The sequence below is a fragment of the Pseudonocardia sp. genome, assembly GCF_025465255.1.
In the GTDB taxonomy this organism is placed as follows: Bacteria; Actinomycetota; Actinomycetes; order Mycobacteriales; family Pseudonocardiaceae; genus Pseudonocardia.
Map to the genome: position 1 here is coordinate 40,324 of NZ_JAODNI010000075.1, position 19,382 is coordinate 59,705.

At 73.0% G+C, this 19,382-nt stretch carries 19 protein-coding genes; 5 read left to right on the forward strand and 14 right to left on the reverse strand.

The features are described from left to right. Positions 1-21 precede the first annotated feature (21 nt). On the reverse strand, positions 22-372 hold the full coding sequence (locus JWP64_RS07810) for a hypothetical protein (RefSeq protein WP_297493957.1): 351 nt from the start codon (positions 370-372) through the stop codon (positions 22-24). Positions 373-470: 98 nt separating this feature from the next. On the opposite strand from JWP64_RS07810, the gene JWP64_RS07815 reads away from it, so the two are divergent. Further along, positions 471-881 carry an OsmC family protein gene (locus JWP64_RS07815; RefSeq protein ID WP_297493959.1) on the forward strand — a complete coding sequence of 137 codons (411 nt, stop codon included), beginning with the start codon at positions 471-473 and terminating at the stop codon, positions 879-881. Here JWP64_RS07815 and larC read toward each other — a convergent pair. From larC to larE, 3 genes are read right to left on the reverse strand one after another with little or no spacing between them, the layout of a single operon-like run. After that, positions 837-2,024 (reverse strand): nickel pincer cofactor biosynthesis protein LarC, encoded by a 1,188-nt coding sequence (larC, locus tag JWP64_RS07820; protein WP_297493961.1) that lies wholly within the window; start codon positions 2,022-2,024, stop codon positions 837-839. The genes JWP64_RS07815 and larC overlap by 45 nt on opposite strands. After that, positions 2,021-2,710, reverse strand: coding sequence for a nickel pincer cofactor biosynthesis protein LarB (gene larB, locus JWP64_RS07825; protein WP_297493963.1), 690 nt, complete (start codon positions 2,708-2,710; stop codon positions 2,021-2,023). Before larB ends, larC begins: the two co-directional genes overlap by 4 nt. Beyond that, on the reverse strand, positions 2,707-3,564 hold the full coding sequence (larE, locus tag JWP64_RS07830; RefSeq protein ID WP_297493965.1) for an ATP-dependent sacrificial sulfur transferase LarE: 858 nt from the start codon (positions 3,562-3,564) through the stop codon (positions 2,707-2,709). Before larE ends, larB begins: the two co-directional genes overlap by 4 nt. 477 nt (positions 3,565-4,041) lie before the next feature. Here larE and JWP64_RS07835 point away from each other — a divergent pair, with 477 nt between their 5' ends. The 3 genes from JWP64_RS07835 (at position 4,042) to JWP64_RS07845 (ending at position 7,068) form a co-directional block, all read left to right on the forward strand. Next, on the forward strand, positions 4,042-4,542 hold the full coding sequence (locus tag JWP64_RS07835) for an alpha/beta fold hydrolase (RefSeq protein ID WP_366889566.1): 501 nt from the start codon (positions 4,042-4,044) through the stop codon (positions 4,540-4,542). 203 nt (positions 4,543-4,745) lie between these two features. Beyond that, positions 4,746-5,483 carry a GntR family transcriptional regulator gene (locus JWP64_RS07840; protein ID WP_297493967.1) on the forward strand — a complete coding sequence of 246 codons (738 nt, stop codon included), beginning with the start codon at positions 4,746-4,748 and terminating at the stop codon, positions 5,481-5,483. 187 nt (positions 5,484-5,670) lie between these two features. Then, positions 5,671-7,068, forward strand: a complete 1,398-nt coding sequence (locus JWP64_RS07845) for an FAD-linked oxidase C-terminal domain-containing protein (protein WP_297493969.1) — start codon at positions 5,671-5,673, stop codon at positions 7,066-7,068. A gap of 64 nt (positions 7,069-7,132) precedes the next feature. Here the strand turns inward: JWP64_RS07845 and JWP64_RS07850 are convergent, their stop codons facing one another. The 4 genes from JWP64_RS07850 to JWP64_RS07865 all read right to left on the reverse strand — a co-directional run bounded on the left by JWP64_RS07850 (position 7,133) and on the right by JWP64_RS07865 (position 11,083). Next, a complete protein-coding gene (locus tag JWP64_RS07850) occupies positions 7,133-8,572 on the reverse strand; it encodes an Nramp family divalent metal transporter (RefSeq protein WP_297493971.1) in 1,440 nt (479 codons plus the stop codon). Between the two features lie 71 nt (positions 8,573-8,643). Beyond that, complete coding sequence (locus tag JWP64_RS07855; protein WP_297493973.1) at positions 8,644-9,609, reverse strand: sugar kinase; 966 nt, start codon at positions 9,607-9,609, stop codon at positions 8,644-8,646. Beyond that, positions 9,606-10,232, reverse strand: coding sequence for a bifunctional 4-hydroxy-2-oxoglutarate aldolase/2-dehydro-3-deoxy-phosphogluconate aldolase (locus JWP64_RS07860; protein ID WP_297493975.1), 627 nt, complete (start codon positions 10,230-10,232; stop codon positions 9,606-9,608). Before JWP64_RS07860 ends, JWP64_RS07855 begins: the two co-directional genes overlap by 4 nt. 38 nt (positions 10,233-10,270) lie before the next feature. Next, positions 10,271-11,083, reverse strand: a complete 813-nt coding sequence (locus JWP64_RS07865; protein ID WP_297493977.1) for an IclR family transcriptional regulator — start codon at positions 11,081-11,083, stop codon at positions 10,271-10,273. A 155-nt stretch (positions 11,084-11,238) separates the two neighbouring features. Here JWP64_RS07865 and JWP64_RS07870 point away from each other — a divergent pair, with 155 nt between their 5' ends. Continuing rightward, on the forward strand, positions 11,239-11,667 hold the full coding sequence (locus JWP64_RS07870) for a LysR family transcriptional regulator substrate-binding protein (protein WP_297493979.1): 429 nt from the start codon (positions 11,239-11,241) through the stop codon (positions 11,665-11,667). A gap of 25 nt (positions 11,668-11,692) precedes the next feature. Here JWP64_RS07870 and JWP64_RS07875 read toward each other — a convergent pair whose 3' ends face one another. The 6 genes from JWP64_RS07875 to JWP64_RS07900 all read right to left on the reverse strand — a co-directional run bounded on the left by JWP64_RS07875 (position 11,693) and on the right by JWP64_RS07900 (position 19,339). After that, entirely contained in the window at positions 11,693-13,489 is a 1,797-nt protein-coding gene (locus JWP64_RS07875) for an IlvD/Edd family dehydratase (protein ID WP_297493981.1), read from the reverse strand. Positions 13,490-13,536: 47 nt separating this feature from the next. Next, complete coding sequence (locus JWP64_RS07880) at positions 13,537-15,066, reverse strand: UxaA family hydrolase (RefSeq protein WP_297493983.1); 1,530 nt, start codon at positions 15,064-15,066, stop codon at positions 13,537-13,539. A gap of 46 nt (positions 15,067-15,112) precedes the next feature. Then, entirely contained in the window at positions 15,113-16,435 is a 1,323-nt protein-coding gene (locus tag JWP64_RS07885) for a hypothetical protein (protein ID WP_297493985.1), read from the reverse strand. 13 nt (positions 16,436-16,448) lie between these two features. Next, positions 16,449-17,450 carry a 4-hydroxythreonine-4-phosphate dehydrogenase PdxA gene (gene pdxA, locus JWP64_RS07890; RefSeq protein ID WP_297493987.1) on the reverse strand — a complete coding sequence of 334 codons (1,002 nt, stop codon included), beginning with the start codon at positions 17,448-17,450 and terminating at the stop codon, positions 16,449-16,451. Further along, the gene (locus JWP64_RS07895; protein ID WP_297493989.1) at positions 17,441-18,487 is read right to left on the reverse strand and encodes a four-carbon acid sugar kinase family protein; all 1,047 of its coding nucleotides are present in this window, start codon (positions 18,485-18,487) and stop codon (positions 17,441-17,443) included. The genes pdxA and JWP64_RS07895 overlap by 10 nt, the downstream gene beginning before the upstream one ends. A gap of 129 nt (positions 18,488-18,616) precedes the next feature. After that, the gene (locus JWP64_RS07900; RefSeq protein WP_297493992.1) at positions 18,617-19,339 is read right to left on the reverse strand and encodes a GntR family transcriptional regulator; all 723 of its coding nucleotides are present in this window, start codon (positions 19,337-19,339) and stop codon (positions 18,617-18,619) included. Positions 19,340-19,382: the final 43 nt, after the last annotated feature.

Below are 19,382 nucleotides of genomic sequence, written 5' to 3' on the forward strand. Positions count from 1 at the left end.
ACTATCGGAAACGTGAGGGTGTCACCGGCGGACCAACTCGGCGATCGCGCCCGCCTCGCGCCTCGCCGGCGGTGGGCCGGCTGCGCCACGCCCGACGATGTCGACGGCGAGACCGAACACCATCTCGGCGCGCTCGGGGCGGCTCCACACGTGGCGCTCGGCGAACGTCAGCCACTCGGCCGGCCCGACGACCGGGATCCCGGAGTAGTCCAGTTCGTGCCAGGTCACGGCGAGCTCGATCAGGGCGAGCATCTCGTCCGGATCGGTGTCAACGGTGAGCAGCCGGCGGTGGTGCTCCGCGGACACCGACGCGGACGGGCAGGTGTCACGGCAGGTCAGCAGGTGCAGCGGGGGCGGGGCCATGGTCGTCATCGACAGCTCCCTCGGACAGACGAACAGGTGATCCAGCGCACTATTGCGCCTCCCGGTTGCACAGCCGTTGCACCGGACGAACCAGCAGGGAGAACGGTATGGGAGCAACGGAGAACAGCGTGCAGGCCCGATGGGACGGCGGCCTCCGGGCCGTCGTGTCGGCGGGCGGCTTCGAGATCGAGGCGGACGAGCCGGCGTCCGCGGGCGGCGGCGGGACCGGACCACAGCCCACGGAACTGTTGCTGGCGGCGATCGCGTCGTGCTTCACGCTCGCGCTGGCCTACACCGCGCGCAAGCGCGATGTGGTGCTGTCCGGCCTCGAGGTGGACGTCACGGGACACTACGACGGCCCACGGTTCGACGCCTTCCGGATCACGGTGCACGCTGCGGAGCCCCGGGACGAAGCGCTGACCGAGCTGATCACCGCGGCGCAACGGGTCTGCTACGTCACCAGGACGCTCGCGTCACCGCCGGAGGTCGAGATCGTCGTCGGGGCTCGGACCGGCTGAACCGGCGGCGCGCCGGGCGCGCTCGGCCACCTCCCGCAGCGGGAGCCTCAGCGCGTCGGCTGCGGCCGCCAGGTCGTCGTGCTCGGGTTTGCCGCCCCACGGGCCCCACTTCATCCGCACCGGGTGCCCGTCGACCTCCACCGTGGACGTCCTCCGGGGCAGCGCGAGCCGGTCGACGGGGCTGCGGCGCAGCCCGAGACTCCCGGTCTCGGCGAGGACCAGCCGTTCGCACTCGGCGACGCGCTCCGGCGCCACGAGGACGTGCACGGTGTGCGCGGGCCGGGACTTCTTCATCACGATCGGGGTGATCCAGGCGTCCGCGGCGCCGGCGGCCAGCAGCCGGTCGAGCAGGTGGCCGAGGGTCTCGCCGGTGACGTCGTCCACGTTGGTCTCCAGCAGGACCATGGGAACGGAGGTTCCCGCCTCCGCGCCGCGCCCGAGCAGGGCCTGCAGCACGTTCGGCCGCCCGGGGACGTCCCGGCCGCCCGCGCCGTACCCGACCCCGCCGAGCGTCATGGCCGGAACGGGACCGAACCGCGCTCCGGCGGCGAGCAGCAGCGCCGCACCGGTCGGCGTGACGGTTTCCCCGGGGGCGCCGCTCGGCTCGATCGGCGCACCGGCCGAGGCCAGCAGGGCCGCCGTGGCGGGTGCCGGCAGCGGGAGGACACCGTGGCTCCCGGAGATCGTCCCCGCGCCGATCGCCAGCGGTCCGCAGTGCACCTCGCGGACGCCGAGCAGATGCAGCGCCGCCGCCACCCCGACCGTGTCCACGACGGTGTCCGTGCCGCCGATCTCGTGCAGATGGACGTCCGCCGCCGGGACGCCGTGCAGCCGGCCCTCGACCTCGGCGATCGCGCGGACGGCCCGGGTGGCCAGCGCGGCGACCGGTGTGGGCCGGGCGCGTCCGACCATCTCCAGCAGCGCCGTTGCGGACCGTTCCGTGGCCGTGTCCGTGACGCGGACCCGTGCCCGCGCGGCGGTCAGCGCACCGCGGGACACCTGCTCGACGTCGAGCGCCCAGCCCGTGAGCCCGGTGTCGCCGACCGCCTCCCGGACCCCCTCGACGGGCGCACCGAGGTCGAACAGGGCGCCGAGGAACATGTCTCCGGAGATCCCGCTGAAAGGGTTGAGCCACAGGATCATCGAGCGACCGTCCCGGCGATCCGCCGCGCCGCCATGGCCGCTCCGAAGCCCGAGTCGATGTTCACGACGGTGATCCCGGCCGAGCACGACGACAGCATGGTCAGAAGCGGGGTGATCCCCTCGAAGCTGGCGCCGTACCCGACCGACGTGGGCACGGCGATCACCGGGCAGGCGACGAGGCCCGCGACCACGCTGGGCAGCGCGCCCTCCATCCCGGCGACACAGATCAGCGCGTCCGCGGCGGCCAGCTCCGATCGGACCGCGAGCAACCGGTGCAGGCCGGCGACCCCGACGTCGGAGATCCGGTGGACCGCCAGCCCCAGCGCCGTCGCCACGGCGCCGGCCTCGGCTGCCACCGGTGCGTCGGAAGTGCCGGCGGTGACCACGACGAGGCGGAACGTCCCCGTGTGTGCGGGCCGCCAGACCAGCAGCCGAGCTTCCGCGTCGTACCGCCCGTCGGGGACCTGCGCCGCGACGGCCGCCGCGTCGCCGGGCTCGATCCTGGTGACCAGCACGGGTCCGGTGTTCGCGGCCAGCAGGCTCCGGACGACTCCCACCACGTGTTCGACCGTCTTGCCCGGCCCGTAGACGACCTCGGGGACGCCGAGCCGCTCCTCGCGGCCGACGTCGGGCCGGGCGTACCCGAGGTCGTCGAACCCCGGACCCGTCCCGTTCGTGCCGGTCACCTCGCTGCGGGAACGGGTGCCGCGGGGACCGGGGGCAGGCCGAGCAGCACGTTCATCCGGCCACTCCGGAAGCCCTGGAGGTCCAGCGCGCAGAAGTCGAACCCTGCGCCGCGGACCGCCCCGTCGATCTCGGCTCCGAGCGCCGTCGCGCGGGCGAGGTCCTCCGACGGCAGTTCGACCCGGGCCACGGTGCCGGCCGCGTGCGCGCGCACGCGGCACACCGGGAAGCCGAGGCGGTGCAGCGCCGCCTCCGCGGACTCGATGCGCGCCAAGGCCTCCGGGGTCACCGGATCTCCGTAGGCGATCCGGGAGGACAGACAGGCGGCAGCCGGTTTGTCCGAGGTGACGAGTCCCAGCGCGCGGCTGATCCGCCGGACGTCGGTTTTGCTCAGCCCCACGTCGACCATCGGCATGATCGCGCCCCGCTCCGCCGCGGCTCGCTGCCCGGGGCGATGGTCGCCGAGATCGTCCGTGTTCGTGCCGAGGGCGACGACGGCCCCGGAGAGCGTGACCATCGGGGCCAGCGCGTCGAACAGCGCACTCTTGCAGTGAAAGCAGCGGTCGCCCCGGTTCGCGACGTAGTCCGGCCGGTCCAGCTCGTCCGTGCAGACCTCGATGTGCGCGAGGCCCCGCTGCCGCGTGAACGCGCGCGCCGCAGCCCGCTCGGCGACCGGCAGGCTCGCCGAGACCGCGGTGACCGCCACCGCCCGCTCGCCGAGGACCTCGCCCGCGACCGCCGCCAGCAGAGCCGAATCCGCTCCGCCCGAGAAAGCGACGATCACCTTGTTCTCCTGGGCGATCCGGGCACGCAGGCCGTTCACCAGCAGGTCCACAGGACGTTCGTTGTCCGGCATGCCACTCCCTCGATCGGCGTTCACCATAGTGAATTCGCGGCGGACGGAGTATCTCGTATCCACCGGCCGGTCCCGGGTAGGCCGCGATCGCCCCTACGCATCCAGGAGGGGACGCCTTACCCGCCACGCTCGTTGTTGCGGGCCCGGGGTTGCAGACTGCCCGGGTGTCCACCGCCGTGCGCGTCCTCGCCGGGCTGACCCTGCTCGCCGTCCTGCTCCTCACCCTGGCCTGGACCTTCCAGCGGCGGCTGGTCTACCTGCCCTCCGGGCCGCCCGCGGCCGCACCGGCACAGGTGTTCCCCGGCGGGTCCGCCGCGCTCCTGCACACCGAGGACGGGCTCGACCTGACAGCGTGGCACGCCCCCGCCCCCGCCACCGCACCCGCGACCGGCGCCACGGTGTTGGTGCTGCCCGGCAACGCGGGCAACCGGGCCGCGCGGGTCCCACTCGCGCGCCCTCACCGCCGCGGGCCTCGACGTGCTCCTGCTCGACTACCGGGGCTACGGCGGCAACCCCGGTACGCCGACGGAGGAGGGGCTGGCTGCCGACGCCCGCGCGGCCCACCACCACCTCACCGCCGAGCGGGGCGTGGACCCGCGGAGGCTGGTGCTGCTCGGGGAGAGCCTCGGCGCCGCTGTCGCGACCCGGCTCGCCCTCGAACGGCCGGTGGGCGCCCTGGTGCTGCGCAGCCCGTTCACCTCCCTCGCCGACGTCGCCGCGACCCACTATCCGTACCTGCCGGTGCGAGCCCTGCTGCGGGACCGCTTCCCGATCGAGGACACCGTCGGCTCGGTGCCCGCGCCGGTGATCGTCGTGGCCGGCGGCGCAGACGAGATCGTGCCGCCGGCCCGCAGCCGCGCGGTCGCCGCTGCGGCAGGAGCGCCCTATGTGGAGGTCCCCGGCGCCCGACACAACGACCCCGACCTCGGCCATGGGCCGGCGGTCGTCGACGCGGCAGCGCGGGCCGGGACCGGTTGACCCGGAGCTCCCGGCCCCGCGACCCCGACCGACTCCGCGGTGGCGACGTTCGCCTGCCGGCCTCCACCGGTGACAGTGCCCGAGGACGAGCTGAAACGGAGAGAAATCCTATAGGATCCGGTGCAAGTGGCGGTGATCGGAGTGCGGGCGGCGCCGACCAAGGGGTGCGGACCGTCGGCGGCCGAACGCGGGGAGGACGGGCGATGAGGGGCCCTGCGAGCGGATCGACGCACGGCGCAGACCGGGGCCCGGCCACGGTGGCCCGACTGCCTCGCCGGCCGATACTCGCCGACGACGTCCACGAGGCCGTCAAGACGCTGATCATGGACCACTCCATCGAACCCGGCGCCCGGGTCTCGATCGACGGGCTGGCCCGGCAGCTGGGGGTCTCCCCCACGCCGGTGCGGGAGGCGCTGGCCCGGCTTGAATCCGCCGAGCTCGTGGTCAAGGAGCCGCTGCGCGGGTACCGGACGACGGCGCTGCTCACGCTCCCGCAGCTCGACGACCTCTACGCGTTCCGGCTGCTCATCGAGCCGTGGGCGGCGGGCCGCGCCGCGGAACGGGCCGACCCCGCCGGCCGGGAGCGGCTCGCGGCGGAGATGAACTCCTGCGACGCCCCGGACTCGGACAGCTATGACGCCTACAAAGCCCTCGCTGCGCACGACACCCGCTTCCACCTTCTGGTGGCCGAGCTCGCCGGCAGCGATCAGGTACGGCAGGCGTTCGAACGGACGCACTGCCACCTGCACATCTTCCGGCTCTACTACGACCGCGGCATCGGCCCGAAGACCCTCGCCGAGCACCGGCGGGTCACCGCGGCGATCCTGGCCGGGGACGCCGCGGCCGCGGAGCGGGCGATGCGCGAGCACCTCGAGCTCGCCTACCACGAGCGGTTGCGCCCGCTCTACCGCGAGCGCGCGATCGAAGGGGGACAGCCGTGACGAAATTGCGGCGCCTCGTCGTCGCCCGCCACGCGGTCGGCCCGCCGGGCGGTGGAGCCGAGATCCATGAGTCGTCGCGGGCCCGTTCCCGGCACCCGGACGGCCCTGCTTGGAGGAGACGCCATGAGTGATGACCTCGACGGTGATTTCAGCGGTGCCGCGGCACTGGTGACGGGAGGGGCTCGCCGTGGCTGACCCCACGCCCGACCGGACCGTGCTCTCCGAGCTCGCCGCGGGCCTTCACACAGACGCCGTGCTCACCGACCCGGCGAGCACCGAGGCCTACCGCCACGACGAGGCCGCCTTCTGCGCGTCCGGATCGCCGCTGGCGGTGGTGCGGCCGACGTCCACCGAAGAGGTGCAGCACGTGCTGCGGGTGGCTTCCGCGCATCGGGTGCCGGTGGTGCCGCAGGGCGCGCGGTCCGGGCTCTCCGGCGCGGCCAACGCGATCGAGGGCGGCATCGTGCTGTCGCTGACCCGGATGGACCGCATCCTCGACATCGACCCGGTCGACCAGGTCGCCGTGGTCGAACCCGGCGTGCTCAACGCCGTGCTGTCGCGCGCCGTGCTGGAACAGGGCCTGTACTACCCGCCGGACCCGTCGTCCTGGGAGCTGTCCACGATCGGCGGCAACCTGGCGACCAACGCGGGCGGGCTGTGCTGCGTGAAGTACGGCGTCACCGCGGACTTCGTCCGCGGCCTCGAGGTGGTCACCGCGAGCGGGGAACTGCTGCGCACCGGGCGCCGCACGGCCAAGGGCGTGGCCGGCTACGACCTGACCCGGCTGCTCGTGGGGTCCGAGGGCACCCTCGGCGTCATCACGAAGGCGACGCTGGGGCTGCGCCCCGCCCCGGAGGCCGCCCTGACGATCGCCGCGGCGTTCGGCTCCGTCGCCGACGCGCTCACCGCCGTCACCCGGATCATGGCAGCCGGGCTGCAGCCGTCGATGTGTGAGTTCCTCGACGGCCTCACGGTGCGAGCCATCCAGGACTACCGGGACATGGGGCTGCCGGCCGGCGTGCAGGCGCTCGTGCTGGCCCAGTCCGACCGGGGCCCGCGGGCCGCCGACGACGTCGCGGCGATGGGCCGGATCTGCGCCGACGCCGGCGCCCTGGACGTGGCCGTCGCCTCGGACGCCACCGAGTCGGCGATGCTCATGGAGGCCCGCCGACTGGTGCACTTCGCGATCGAGAAGCTCGGCGCCACCCTCGTGGACGACGTGGCCGTCCCACGCTCCCGGCTGATCGAGCTGCTCGACGGGATCGAGGCGATCGCCGCGGAGCACCGCGTGCTGGTCTCGTGCCCCGGACATGTCGGAGACGGCAACATGCATCCCACGGTGATCTTCGACCGCGGCGACCCCGCCGCCGTCGAGCGGGCGCACCGGGCCTTCGACGCGATCATGGAGCTCGGCCTGGCACTGGACGGAACGATCACCGGCGAGCACGGGGTGGGCGTCCTCAAGCGCGACTGGCTCGCCACCGAGCTGGGCGAACTGAGCACCCGGATCCACCGCGACATCAAGGCCGTCTTCGACCCGCTGGGCATCCTCAACCCGGGAAAGGTCCTGACCCAGCAGCGCTGACGCGGCCACGGGCGCCGGACAACCGCCCCCCGCAGGTGGCGGCGGGGGGCGGTCGGGGCCGCGGTCAGCCGAGCAGTTTGCCGATCTGCTGCTGCACGGTGAGCACGGCGAGGACCCCGAAGAGCAGGAACGACCAGATCAGGGCAGCGGCCCTGAACCCACCGATGCGGATGGGCTTCGGCAGCATCTTGCGGTTGATCGCGATCAGCAGCCCCGAGTAGATGAACATCATCGTCCCGCCGGTGCAGGCGGAGATGATCGCCAGCGCCAGGGGCTGGGAGAAGCCGACCGAGATGACGAGGATCCCGATGATCACCAGGCCCCACACGAGGCCTGCGTAGAGCTTGCTCTCCGAGGCGTCGGGGAAGTACATGGTCTTCAGCACGTCGGCGGCCAGGCGGCTGGTGTAGTCGACGATGCCCAGCGCCGCCGTGAACAGCGCCACCGCACCGATTATCCAGAAGAAGTAGCCGAACCAGGTGCCCACGCTGCCCATCAGGACCCGCCCCTCCACCTGGAGGAACGAGATGTCGTTGGTCACGGACTCGTTGCCGAAGACCGTCGCGTAGGCCAGCAGCGACATGAACACGATCGACACGAACGAGATCAGCACGAACGTGAGCAGCTGCTCCCTGTTCGCGAAGCGCCACCATCCCCGCCAGTGCGTGAGGTTCTGTTCCGTCGGCGGGAAGACGAACCCGACCCGGCCCCGGGCCTCCGCCTCGCCCGTCAGCGGCGAGACAATCTTCGGGAGGTAGTGGCCCATGCCGAAGCCCTTGTCCCGGATCCAGTTGCTCTGCACCAGGTTCTGACCACCGCCGGCACCGGCGAACGCCAGTGCGCCCATCAGCAGGGCGAACCCGAGCTCGGCGACGGGGAACCCGGGCCGGGTGACGATCTGCGGCGTGTCCGCCCAGGCCGGGCCGATCGCGACGAGCGCACCGACGACGATCAACAACACGATCGCGGCCACCTTGACCATCTGGGCCTTCTCGAGCGCGTTGTAGACGATCGGGGCCAGCGTGAGGATGAGCCCGACCACGACGAGGATCACCACGGCGATGACCGCGGCGTTCCCGCCGAACGCATAGGTGACCAGCGTGGCGGAGCTGGTCGCCCAGGCCGGCCAGATGTTGGCGAAGTAGGCCAGGATCGCGAACACCAGGCCCCAGTGCTTCCACAGCCGGCTGAAGCCGGTGACGGCCGTCTCCCCGGTGGCCAGGGTGTAGCGCTCGATCTCCATGTTCAGGAAGTACTGGGTGATCAGGCCGAGCAGCGCCGCCCAGACGAAGGTCAGGCCGACCTGGGACGCGATGTAGGGGAAGAGGATGAACTCCCCGCTGGCCAGGCCCACGCCGGCGGCGACGATGCCGGGCCCGACGTAGCGCCACTGACGGAGCGGCGGTGAGGGCAGGTCACGGACCTGGGGTCGAGGCAGGTACTTCGCCGGGAAGTTCTGCGAGGGATCGGAGGAGACCGCGTCGTTGCGATCCGTACTGGTCATCGGAGTGCCTCTCTTGGGAGTTGGAGGAGGCCGGGGCCGAACGGCGCCGGCGCCGCGGTTGCCCGTGGTCCTCAGCGCTGGACGTTCTCCTCCGCGACGAGCAGGGACATCTCATGTGGTCGGGGGGAGGCCTCCCAATCGCCGGGGACGGTGACCGCGAACGCTCCGGTCAGCGCCGCGGTGGACAGGCGCTCGTGGGCATCGCGGCCGGTGAGCCGGGAAGCGAGGTAGCCCGCGACGAAGGCGTCGCCTGCTCCGACGGTGTCCACCGCGTCCACCGGCACGGCGGGCACGTCGATCTCAGCGCCGTCGATTCGGGCGGTGGCGCCGTGGCGGCCCCGCTTCACCACGACCTCGGTCGGGCCGAGCTCACCGAGAGCCACGGCGAGCTCCTCGGACGTGGCCCCGGCAGGGTCCTGGATCCCGAGTGCGATCCGCGCCTCGTCGTCGCCCGCGAACAGCATGTCCGCGCCCGCGGCCAGCTCCCGGAACACGGGCGCCGCGGTGGCGGCTTCCCAGAGCCGGGAACGGAAGTTGAGGTCGACCGACACCGGCACGCCTGCCGCCCGGGCCCGCCGCATCGCCTCCCGGACCGCGGCGGCCGGCCCGGGTCCGAGCGCCGGGGTGATCCCGGTCAGATGCAGGACCCCGGCCTGCTCGATGACATCGTCGGGCAGGTCCTCCGGACACAGATGCGAACCTGCGCTGCCGTGCCGGTAGTAGGACACGAGCGATGCGGTCGCGGTGCGGCGCTCGCGCAGCATCAGCGCGGTGGGTGCAGCGTCCCGCCGGACCAGGCAGTGCACCCGCTCGGCCATCAGGTGGCGTTCGATCAGGTCGCCGACCGAGTCGCGGCCCAGGCGGCCGATCCAGGTTGCCGGCACCCCGAGCCGGGACACGCCGATGGCGACGTTCGACTCCGCTCCGCCCATGCTCAGCCGCATCCCACGAATCAACGGGAGCGGCCCGACGTCCTCGGCGACGAGCAGTCCGAGCGTCTCCCCGAGGGTGACCAGCCCGCCGGCGGCCACGCTCACCGCTGCCCTGCCGCCGCGGCACACACGGCCCGCGCTCGGACCGCCAGGGCGGACAGATCGCCGTCGGGGGCCAGCGCGTCACCGATCAGGGGGCCACCCAGACCGACGGCGTGGGCACCCGCGTCCAACCAGGACCCCACCGTGTCGATGCCGATCCCGCCGGTGGGCACCAGCGGGATGTCGGGCAGCGGGGCCCGCACCGCCTTGAGGTGACCGGGTCCGAGCGACCCGGCGGGGAACAGCTTCACCGCGCTCGCTCCCGCGCTCCACGCGGTGTGGATCTCGGTCGGGGTCAGCGCTCCGGGGTAGCTCGCGATCCCGCGGCGGAGGGCTGCCTCGATGACCGGTACGGCCACCGTCGGTGAGACGACGAAGCAGGCGCCGGCGTCGGCTGCGCGGTGGACGTCGTCCGCGGTGAGCACGGTGCCCATCCCGAGCTCGATGCCGTCGGGCATCCGGGCCGCGAGGCGTTCGACGGTCTCCAGGGCCCCGCGGGTGGTCAGGGTCAGCTCGAGGCAGCGGATGCCGTTGTCCACCAGGGTCTCGACGACGGCTTCCGCGCGGGCGGCGTTCTCGCCGCGGAGGATGGCGACGACGCGGGTCGTCACCAGCTGCTCGCTCATGGGAACGCGAGGCGGCTCAAGGGTGGCGGGATGGTCGGTCACGGTGTGCGGTCCTCTCGATCGGGAGCCGGACGGACGGGGGCGCCGAGGCGTGCGGAGACGGCGCGGGCCGTCGCCATCGCACGTCTCCCGAGCACGTCGACCCGGTCGGTGGTCAGGCTGTAGTCGGGACCCACGACGCTGATCGCCGCGACCGGCCCGCCGGTGGCATCGACGACGACGGCAGCGACTCCTCGGATGTGCGCCTCGTTGGCGACGTCGTCCACGCCGAACCCGCGCCGGCGGGCGAGCTGGACTGCCGCGCGCAGAGCGGCAGCGGTCGTGGGGGTCTGCGGCGTGCGTGGAGTCATCCCGGCCGCGACGACGGCCTCGAACACGTCCTCGCCCGCCGCGGCGAGGTAGGCCAGCCCGCTGGCGGTGCTGTACATCGGCTGCCGGGCACCGACCCGCGACGCCATGCGCACGGGCCGTGGCGCCTCGACCTTGTCGACGTAGACCATCGACACCCCCTCCGGGACCAGCAGGTGCACGGTCTCGGCGGTCTCCTCGGCCAGTCCACGGAGGAGGTCGGCGGCGGTCGCCCGCAGGTCGAGCCCGTCGAGGTAGGTGCTGCCGAGGCGGGCGAGTGCCGCACCCAACCGGTGCCGGCCGGAGACCGGCTCGACCTCCACATAGCCGTACTCGAGCAGCGGCGCCATCAGCCGCAGCACGGTGCTCTTCGAGATCCCGGCGTCGGCGGCCAACTGGCTGAGCGTGCAACCGCCCTGACCGTGGTGCGCCGCGACGACGCCGATGAGGGCCAGGGCCCGGCGCAATGAGCTCGAAGAGTTGCGCGGTGCTGCGGACGGCACAGGTGCACCCCTTGCCACAGGATCTCGGACGGCTTCGGCCGGAATCGCCATTTTGCAATGCAGCACAGCGTTGTGCATTGGTACGGACGTCATAGTGCGCCGCATTCCCACCCGCCACAAGTGTCGACCGCCGCTCCACGGTCGCCGCGCAGCCCGTGCCGCTGTCGCTGTCCGAGCTGGTCGCGCACCCCCTCGTCACGATCGGCGGCTCGATCGGCCGCGATGTGCTGTACGACGCCCACGTGGCGCTCAAGCAGCTGGGGACGGCGACGCGGATCGCCTGGCAGACCGACCAGCCGCAGACGCTGGTGAACTTCGTGCGCGTCGGGCTCGGCGTCGGGATCACCAACGCCCTCGCCATGAGCGTGCCCGACACCGCCGGCGTGGTGGTCACCGAGGTCGGCACCCCCGCCGACGGCCGGACGGCCGCGGTGTTCTGGAATCCGCATCGCGACACGCCGCGGGCCGCGCACGCGCTGCTGGAGGCGATCCTCGCCACGCCGCCCCCGCGAGGCACGGTGCCGTGCCGCAGGTCGCATCAGCATCACGCCCGACCGGGTAGCCCCCACCGGTCAGAGGGTTAGCCAGCGCGAGTCGGGTGCGCGGCCTTCAGTGGTTGTCGCGCGGCAACCCCATGCTCTGCGCCACGCGCTGGTAGGCCACGGCGGGCTTCAGCACCATGCCGCCGCTCAGCTGGTCGACCATGGAGCGCTGGATCTCCTGCCACGGGGTCTGCGACGGGGGCACCGGGTAGCCACCGGCCTCGTCGAGCTTTCGCCTGCGCTCCGCGAGCTCCTCCTCGGGCACAAGGACGTCGGCGGTGCCGGCCACGAGGTCGATGCGGACCGTGTCGCCGGTCTGCAACAACGCCAGCCCGCCGCCCGCGGCGGCCTCCGGGGAGGCGTTGAGGATCGACGGCGAGCCCGACGTGCCGGACTGGCGGCCGTCGCCGATGCACGGCAGCGTGTGCACGCCGCGCTTGATCAGCTCCGCCGGGGGCTGCATGTTCACCACCTCCGCCGCGCCCGGGTAGCCGAGCGGACCGGTGCCGCGGACGAACAGCAGGCAGTCCTCGTCGATCTTCAGGTCGGGGTCCTCGATGCGGGAGTGGTAGTCCTCCGGCCCGTCGAAGACGATCGCCCGGCCTTCGAGCACGTCGGGGTGCTCCGGGTCGGAGAGGTAGCGCTCGCGGAACTCCGCAGAGATCACGCTGGTCTTCATGATCGCGCAGTCGAACAGGTTACCGCTCAGCACGAGGAAGCCGGCGTCGCCGACCAGTGCGTCGTCGAAGGTCCGGATCACGTCGCGGTCGGTGGCGACCGTGCTGCGGCAGTTCTCGCCGATCGTCCGGCCGTTCACCGTGGGCGCGTCCTCACGGATGAGACCGTGCGCCATCAGCTCGTTCACCACGCCGGGCACCCCGCCCGCTCGGTGGAACTCCTCGCCGAGGTACTTGCCGGCCGGCTGCAGGTCGACGATCAGCGGGACGGTGAGCCCGATGGTCTCCCAGTCCTCCATCTCCAGCGGCACGCCGGCGTGCCGCGCGATCGCGGTGATGTGGATGGGGGCGTTGGTCGAGCCGCCGATCGCGGAGTTGACCACGATCGCGTTCTCGAACGCCTCGCGGGTGAGGATGTCGGACGGCTTGAGGTCCTCGTGCACCATCTCGACGATCCGCCTGCCGGTCCGGTACGCCATCCGCGCGCGGTCGCGGTGCGGCGCCGGGATCGCGGAGCAGCCGGGCAGGCTCATGCCGAGCGACTCGGCGAGGGCGTTCATCGTGGACGCGGTGCCCATCGTGTTGCAGTGCCCTGGCGACGGGGCCGAGGAGGCCACCATCTCCACGAAGGCGACCTCGTCGATCTCACCGGTGGCCAGCATCTCCCTGGCCTTCCAGACGATCGTGCCGGAGCCCGCGCGCTCGCCGTTGTACCAGCCGTTCAGCATCGGGCCGCCGGACAGCACGATCGCGGGGATGTTCACCGTGGCCGCCGCCATGAGGCAGGCCGGGGTGGTCTTGTCGCAGCCGGTGGTCAGCACAACGCCGTCGAGCGGGTAGCCGTAGAGCACCTCCACCAGGCCCAGGTAGGCGAGGTTGCGGTCGAGGGCGGCGGTGGGCCGCTTGCCGGTCTCCTGGATCGGGTGCACCGGGAACTCGACGGCGATGCCGCCCATCTCCCGGATGCCCTCGCGCACGCGGTCGGCCAGCACGAGGTGGTGGCGGTTGCACGGGGAGAGGTCCGAGCCCGTCTGCGCGATCCCGATGATCGGTCTGCCGGACTGCAGCTCCTCCCTGGTCAGGCCCCAGTTCATGTACCGCTCGATGTACAGGGCGGTCATCCCCGGGTTCTCCGGGTTGTCGAACCACGCCTGGCTGCGGAGTCGGCGCGGCTGGTCGCCGGTCATGCGGGGGCCTCCGATCGGTCTGTCCCGGGGTGAGCGCAGCCGAGCACTCACATCACCGCCCCGAGCTGCCACGGCACGAACTCCTCCTGGCCGAAGCCCAGCTCCTCGCTGAGCGTCTTCCGGCCCGACGCGGTCTCGAGGATGAGCTGGAACAGGCGCTCCCCCACCTCCTGCACGGAGGCGCCGCCACCGAGGATCACGCCGCAGTCGAGGTCCATGTCCCCGGACATCCGCTCGTACATCTCGGTGTTGGTGGCCAGCTTGAGGCTGGGTGTGGGCTTGCAGCCGAGCACCGAGCCGCGGCCGGTGGTGAAGCACATGACCGTGGCGCCGCCGGCCACGATCCCGGTGACGGAGACCGGGTCGTAGCCGGGTGTGTCCATGAAGGTGAAGCCCTTGGCCGTGACCTTCTCGGCGTAGCCGTAGACGCCGGTCAGGTTCGTGGTGCCGCCCTTGGCCACGGCACCGAGCGACTTCTCCAGGATCGTCGTCAGACCGCCCGCCTTGTTGCCGGGCGAGGGGTTGTTGTCCATCGACCCGTGGTTGTCGGCCGTGTACCTCTCCCACCACTTGATCCGCTCGACGAGCCGGTCGGCCACCTCGCGGCTCACGGCGCGGCGGGTGAGCAGGTGCTCGGCCCCGTAGATCTCCGGCGTCTCCCCGAGGACGGCGGTGCCGCCGTGGCACACCAGCAGGTCGACGGCGGCGCCCAGCGCCGGGTTCGCCGTGATGCCGGAGTAGGCGTCCGAGCCGCCGCAGTTCAGGCCGAGCACGAGCTCGCCCGCCGGGACCGTCGTGCGGCTCACCTCGTCGGCCGGCGGCAGCATCGCCCGGAGGGCCTCGACGCCCGCGCGGACGGTGGCGGCCGTGCCGCCCTGCTCCTGGATCGTCATCGTCCGCACGGGCGTGCCGGGGTGAAGGTTCCACTCGTCGGCGACGCCCGAGATCTGGTTGACCTCGCAGCCCAGCCCGAGCAGCAGGAACCCGGCGAAGTTGGGGTGCTCGGCGTAGCCGGTGAGCGTGCGCCGCAGCACGGCGAGACCCTCGCCGTCGCTCGCCATGCCGCACCCGGTGCCGTGAGTGAGGGCCACGACGCCGTCGACGTTCGGGAACTCGTCGAGCAGCCCGGGCCTGCGGAACTGGTCGGCGATCATCTTGGCCGCGGTGGCCGAGCAGTTCACCGAGGTGAGGATGCCGAGGTAGTTGCGGGTGGCCACCCGCCCGTCGGGCCGCACGATGCCCTGGAACGTGGCGCGCTCGGCCTCGGCCACCATCGGAGTCTCGGTGACGTCGGCGCCCACGGCGTAGTCGCGCTCGAACGCCTTGAACTCGACGTTGTGCGTGTGTACGTGGTCGCCCGGCTCGATGGGCTCCGTCGCGAACCCGATGATCTGGTTGTACTTGCGCACCGGCTCGCCGGTGGCGACGGGAGCGACGGCGACCTTGTGGCCCCTCGGCACCGCCCGGCGCACGGTGACCCCGCCCGCCGCCGTGCCCTCCTCGAGATCGCCGGAGGCGACCACCACGTTGTCGGCGGCGTGCAGGAGCACGCCGAGCTCCTCGACGGACGGTGCCATGCTGATCAGCTCTCCCCGGTGGTGGTCGGCGCAGTGCTCGGGTCGGTCAGTCCCACGGAAGGAGCCGCCCGTCGTCGTCGAAGGCCATCGGGACGGGGTCGCCGCTGATCTCCAGGTCCGGGTCGGCCAGCACCGCGTCGCGCAGCGACTCCGACACGAGCAGGTGCTCGAGGTCGAGGGTGTTGCGCATGCGGACCAGCGTGACGGCGTCGAGATCGGGCCGCCCGCAGGTCCGGACGGCGGCGGCGATCGCGCTGCGGTCCGTCGCCATCGCCATCGGGATCTGGGCCCGTTGCGGGCCCCCGAGCCCCGAGGTCATCGCGTTGATGTAGACGCTGCGCAGGTCGATCTTCTCGAGGAGCCGGAACGGGACGAAGTCGGCGAGACCCAGCCCCACCGCGTTGCCGTGGGAGGCGTCGCTGACGTCCAGCACGGCGATGTTGACGATGCGCGGACGGTCGAACTCGGCGCTGCCTCGGATCATCATGCGCCCGATCACGTTGGTGTCCATGCCGGCGCCGGAGAAGTTCTTGCCCATCGCGTCGATGACGGCGACGTCGATGTCGTCGAACGGCAGGGTGGCCATCCGCCGCTTGGAGTCGGCGAGCAGCGCGGTCTCCGCGGGCCCGCCGATGTCGTGGGCCTCGACGAGTTCGATCCGGGCCGCCCGGTCGTGGGCGTTCTCGACGATCGCGAGCCCGCCGAGCACCTTCCCCGTCCCGACGATGCGGTGGGCGACCTGCGGGATCCACACCCCCAGGTCGGCGGGGCCGAACCGGTGGATGCCCTCGGCGCCCCGCTGCTTGCCGAGCCCGATCGCGATGATCTTGGCGAGCCCGCTCTCGACCTCGCCGCTGAAGTCGGTGTGGGCCTTGACGCGGTTGACCGCGAGGATGCCGTCCGCCTTCGCGGCGTGGGCGTCGAGGTGTACCGCCGGCCCGCCGGGCACCCCGTCCAGCTCGACGGTCTCCATCGTCGCGTGGATCGGCATGCCGAGTGACTCCTCGGTCATGCCCAGGTCGGCGAGCAGCTGCACCTGCCCCTCCGCGGTGGCGCCGCCGTGCGAGCCCATCGCGGGCACGACGAACGGCTCGGCGCCCAGGGCGCGCAGCCACGCCCCGGCCGCGCGCACCACGGTGGGCTTGTCGTGGATGCCGCGGCTCCCGGCCGTGATCGCCACGCTCATGCCGGGTGTCACCCGGGCCCGGAGCGGCTCGAGCGCCTGCGCGGTGGCCGCGGCGACGTCCTCGACCTTCATGGGGTCGAAGCGCTGCCGGACGGGCAGCAGCCGCGGGAACGGGACGTCGAAGCTGAGCTCCCGCACCGCCTCGAAGGGGCCGAGGTCCTTGCTCACCATGTCTGCGCTCACCGCGTGCTCCCCCTCATGCGCGGGCGGCGGCGCGGGCCCGCGCCATCGCCGCCCCGACCGTGACGGCCTCGACCAGGCTGTCGGCGCTCGCCCGCCCCGTGCCCGCGATGTCGAACGCCGTGCCGTGGTCCACGCTCGTCCGGACGATCGGCAGCCCGATCGTGGCGTTGACGCCCGTCTCGAAGCCGAGGACCTTCACCGCGATGTGGCCCTGGTCGTGGTACATCGCGATCGCCACGTCGAAGTCGCCGGCGACGGCCCTGCCGAACAGCGTGTCGGCGGGCCACGGCCCGGAGGCCGCGATCCCCTCGGCCTTCGCCTGCTCGATGGCGGGCGCGATGACCTGCGCCTCCTCGTCGCCGAACAGGCCGCCCTCCCCCGCGTGGGGGTTGAGGCCGGCGACGCCGACGGACGGCGCCTCGATGCCCATGTGGCGCAGGGCGCGGTCGGCGAGCCGGATCGTCGTGAGGACGCGCTCGGTCGTCACGCGCTCGAGCATCGCCCGGATGCCGACGTGGGTGGTCACGTGCACGACCCGCAGCTTCAGCGCGGTGAGCATCATCGCGAAGTCCCTGGTGCCGGTGAGCTCCGCGAGGATCTCGGTGTGTCCGGGGTAGGGGTGCCCGGCGAGCGCGATGGCCTCCTTGTTCAGGGGCGCGGTGACGATGCCGTCGATATCGCCCGCGAGGGCCAGGTCGACCGCCCGCTCGACGCCCTCGAACGCGATCTGCCCCGCCTCGGCGGAGAGCCTCCCGATGGGCACGGCGACATCGGACGGCACCGTGAGCACGTCGAGCGTGCCGGGCTCGAAGCGCGCCTCCGCCGGCGAGGACACCTCGCGGAGCGCGGGAGCGTCCGGCACCACCGCGGCGGCGGAGCGCAGCGCGGCCAGGCTGCCGATCGCGACGAGCCGGGCGACCTCCACCCGGGGGTCACGGGCCGCCGTGAGGACGATCTCGGGTCCGACGCCGGCCGGGTCGCCGACGGTCAGACCGAGCAGGGGTGTCATACGCATGCCTCCAGTCCCTCTGCGGCACGCCGCAGCGCGTCGCGCGCGCCGAAGCCGCCGGACTTCGTCACCACCGGCACCCGCCGGTCGCCCGTCACCAGCTCGCCCAGCGGCAGGCCCTCGGCCACCTCCGCGAGCAGGCGCACCTCGGTCGCGCCCACTGCCGTGGCCACGGCGAGCGCCGTGGCGCCGCCGGTGAGGACGAGCCCCACCGCGGGGACGGCCTCGAGCACGGCCGGCACAACCGCGGCCAGCTTCTCGGCGAGTGCCGCCGCTGCCGGGCTCTCGGGCTCGACCTCGCCGTCGGCCTCGCAGGTCAGCACGGCCCGGCGCCCCGCCTGCAGTGCGGCGATGGCGGCCTCGGCCGCGTACGGGCCTGCCACGACGAGCGCGGCTCCAGCCTCTCGCAGCGCCGCGACCTGCGCGCGCGTGACGGCGTGCGGCGTCCCGACGACGACCAGCACGCCGCTGACCCCGGTCCGCGGCCGGAGTGCCGGCCGGGGCGGATCCACGAGCACGGCCGCGAGGGCACGGGACAGCCCGCCCGACCCGACTGCCACGCAGCCGCCGTCGAGGATCCGCCGCGCGAGCGCGACGAGGTCGTCGTGGGTCTCGGCGTCGACGACGCGGGCTCCCGCCGGGAAGTGCTCCGCGATCCGCGCCACGGCCGTCTCGCCGTGGACGACGAGCGCGCCGCCGCGAACCGTGCGGCCCTGTGCGGGGAAGGCGGGAGTGGCCACGGCGCCTGCGCCTCCCCACGCGTCCAGCGCTCCGGAGACGTCCGCGTGCACCTGGCCTCGCAGCGTTGAGTCGATCTTGACGAAGAGGGTCTCGGGTGTCCAGTCCCGGACGCGGGCGACCGCGGCGCGCATGCGCTCGGCGGCCTCGGCGGCGGGCCGCCAGCGGTTGTCGGTGAGCAGCGCGAGCACCTCGACGCCGGGCGGAGCAGCAGGCGACAACGCGACCGAGACGGCGAGGCCGCGGGCCGCGAAGGGTGCGGCGGCGTCAGCCGCGCCGGTCAGGTCGTCGGCGATGACAGCCAAGCGGCGGACGGCGCCGGCGGAAGCCACTGCTACCGATGACCTCCGTCCGACGGGTGCAACCTGCCCGCCGAAACTAGGTGTGAGCGCTCTCCGGTGTCAACGGCCCTCCGCCACCGGCGGAGCGGACCGCTACCGAGGGGTGCCGGGGGTCGGTGTCGGGACGTCGCCGCGGTCGAGTTCCAGCGCCGAAGCGGCGTGCACGACGTGCTGATGCGTGAGTGCCTCCGCCCGGGCGGGGTCTCCGGCCTCGACGGCCTCGAGGATCTCCCGGTGTTCGGTGTGCTCGACCGAGCCGAACGGCCGAACGCCGCCCCGCCATACCTCGGCGACCTGCAGCGCGAGCGCGATGAGGTCCTGCATGCGGTCCAGTTGTCCCGTCACCAGGTCGTTGTCCGCATTGAGGTACAGCTCCCGATGGAAGCGCCGATTCGCCAGGTTGAAGCCGACCTGGTCGTCGACTGCCGCCGCGGCCTCGGCGTCCTCGAGCGCCCCGCGGGCGGCATGCCGGTTCCCCGGGCCGTTGCGCTCCGCAGCGCGGCCCACCGCCCAGGGCTCGAGCAGCAGGCGGAGCTCGTAGATCTTGCGGACCTCGTCGGCGGACAGCGACCGGACCACGGCCCCGAGGTTGCGCGACATCACGACCAACCCGGAGGAGGTCAGCCCGATCAACGCCTCGCGCACGGGTGTCTTCGACACCCCCAGCATCGTCGCGAGCTGGCGCTCGACGAGCGTCTGCCCCGGCCGTAGCCGCCCCGCCAGGATCGCGGCGCGCAGCGACTCCGCGACGAGGTCGGAGCGGGTGATCACCTGGCCCAGGCTCAGCGTGCCGTCACCACCTTGGGTCGCCGTCACCACGCCGCCCACCCTTCCCAGCCCACCGGACAACGTCCGGGCC